General features: G+C 50.9%; 3 protein-coding genes. All 3 read right to left on the reverse strand.

The genetic code is table 11. The features are described 5' to 3' along the window. Positions 1 to 861, reverse strand: an 861-nt coding sequence (gene dusB, locus DBO31_RS00300; RefSeq protein WP_150824154.1) for a tRNA dihydrouridine synthase DusB, incomplete at its 3' end; no start/stop codon positions are given. Beyond that, a complete protein-coding gene (locus DBO31_RS00305) occupies positions 845 to 1609 on the reverse strand; it encodes a type III pantothenate kinase (RefSeq protein WP_059076712.1) in 765 nt (254 codons plus the stop codon). The genes DBO31_RS00305 and dusB, both read right to left, overlap by 17 nt. A 146-nt stretch (positions 1610 to 1755) precedes the next feature. Beyond that, the coding region (locus DBO31_RS00310; protein WP_150824155.1) for a biotin--[acetyl-CoA-carboxylase] ligase at positions 1756 to 2523 on the reverse strand (768 nt) is incomplete at its 5' end.

A 2523-nucleotide genomic window follows, 5' to 3' on the forward strand; every position in this document is an offset into this window, starting at 1 on the left:
ACGCATTTCCCTGAGAGCTGTATAATCGCCCTTATAGGCCCGCAGGGCCTGGAAATGCTCCAGCATCTGCCGGTACCGTTCAGCCGGTGACGGCGGGGACTGTATGGTTCCCGATTCCAGATAAGCCCGTATCTGTGGAAAAATCCAGGGATTTCCCTGGGCTCCCCTGCCGACCATGATGGCCTGGCACCCTGTCTCATCGAACATCCGCGCAGCCGACGGTCCATCGATAATGTCCCCGTTGCCAATGACCGGGATGGATACAGCCCGGACGACGGCAGCGATTTTTTTCAAATCGGCCTTCCCGCTATAAAACTGCTCTCTCGTCCTGCCATGGACCGTAACGGCAGCCGCCCCGGCCGCTTCTGCCCGTTTTGCCAGTTCCGGAGCCGTAAATTCCTCCTCATTCCACCCCGTACGCATTTTAACCGTAACGGGAATGGATACAGCCTGGACGACGGCACGGATAATCGCTTCCGCCCGGGGAAGATCTCTCATGAGAGCCGCTCCTTCGCCATTGGTCACTACTTTTTTTACAGGACATCCCATGTTGATATCGATTATATCGGCACCCGCTTCTTCTACCGAAGCTGCCGCCTTTGCCATCGTATGAGGGTCGGCCCCAAAAATCTGCATGGATACCGGATGTTCTTCCGGCGCTATGCGCAGCATGTCCTGCGTATGTACATTATGATACAGCAGCCCCTTGTCGCTGACCATTTCCGTACAAACCAAAGCCGCGCCATAGCGATGAGCAATGACGCGGTACGGTAAATCACAGACACCAGCCATCGGAGCTAGTATCACAGGCGCAGAAAGCCGCACAGTGCCGATATAAAACGGCTTAGCGGTTGCGTTCATAGATAATTCTCAATCCTTCCAAGGTAAGCATGGGTTCGACAAGATCAATGGATTTCGTCGCCGGGGCAATAATGACGGCCAGTCCTCCCGTTGCGACGACACGGGCATTGCTCCCCAGTTCACGGCGCATCCGTGATACGATGCCATCCACCTGGCCCACAAAGCCATAATACACGCCTGCCTGCATACTTTCTACGGTATTGCGGCAGATAACCCGCTCTGTGCGCCGCACTTCGATACGGGGCAGCAGAGCCGTGCGCTGTACGAGTGCATCTGTCGAAATGCCGATACCCGGACAGATGGACCCGCCCAGATAATCTCCTTTCTTATCGACGGCACAGAACGTAGTAGCCGTACCAAAATCAATGATGATTACCGGACCACCATATAATTCATACGCTGCAACAGCGTTGACGATGCGGTCGGCTCCCACCTCACGGGGATTGTCATATTTTATATCCATGCCAGTCCGGATGCCCGGGCCGATGATAAGCGGCGCAATGCCAAAATAACGCTGGCACATCCGTTCCAAAGTCGGCATGACAGAAGGCACGACGGAAGAAATAATGATAGCGTCGATTTCTTCCGAATTCACATGATTTAAATAGAAAAGATTGCGCACGAGCACGCCGTATTCATCGGTCGTGCGCAGACGATCTGTCGAAATACGCCAATGATCGAGAAGTGTCTTATCATCAAAGATCCCGAGCACAATATTGGTATTGCCTACATCAATAACTAATAGCATGGTTTGATCCACCTCTGTATTCGATTCGATACAACAGACGGCAGATGAAATAACCGTCTCTGTCACTGTATCACACTTCCTATATGATAACAGAGTTTACCATAAAAAGACAGAGCACGTACCATAAAAATTATGAAAAATTGCCTTTACGCCTGAATCGGGCGGACGCGGACATCGCCGGCCAGGACCCGTTCTACTCCGCTATCAGTCCGGACCAGCAGATTTCCACTGTCATCCAGGTCAAAAGCCACACCGGAAAACGTGCGGTCCGGCATGACGACTTCTACTTCTTTACCAAGCATGCAGGATAATTTCTTCCATTCTTCTAATATGGGAGAAAATCCTTCTTTTTCCGCTTCAAAATAGTAACGTTCCAAGTCACAGAAAACATCCCGCAGCAGCTTTGTCCTGTTTACCGGTATATTTTCCATGGCAAAACTGGTTACTGTCTTTTTCAGATCCCGGGGCAGCATTTTTTTCGTAATGCCCGTATTGATGCCGATGCCCATGATCAAATAATTGATTTTTTCCATAGAAGCGTTGAGTTCCGTCAGAATACCGACAATCTTTTTATCATGCACCAGAATATCGTTGGGCCATTTAATTCCGCATTCCAGTCCCTGCTGGCGCAGAGCATGAGTGATCGCCACGGCAGCGAGAAGAGTCATCTTCGATACTTCCATAGGCAGGAAAGGAGGGCGCAGGATAAGCGAAAACCATAGTCCCTGGGCAAAAGGCGATAAAAAGGAACGATTCAGCCGTCCCCGGCCGCCGCTCTGTTCTTCTGCCACGACAACCGTACCTTCTTCCGCCCCTTCATTGGCCAGTTTTTTGGCCAATGAATTGGTCGAATCTGTTTTTTCGTAATAAACCAGATTCTGGCCAATGACTTTAGTCGGCAGTCCTTGTGTAAC

This window comes from Megasphaera sp. DJF_B143 (assembly GCF_900320625.1).
In the GTDB taxonomy this organism is placed as follows: Bacteria; Bacillota; Negativicutes; order Veillonellales; family Megasphaeraceae; genus Megasphaera; species Megasphaera hexanoica.

Excerpts from the sequence above, each read along its gene's own strand:
- DBO31_RS00305 (WP_059076712.1), bottom strand. The coding sequence starts at position 1,609 with ATGCTATTAGTTATTGATGTAGGCAATACCAATATTGTGCTCGGGATC.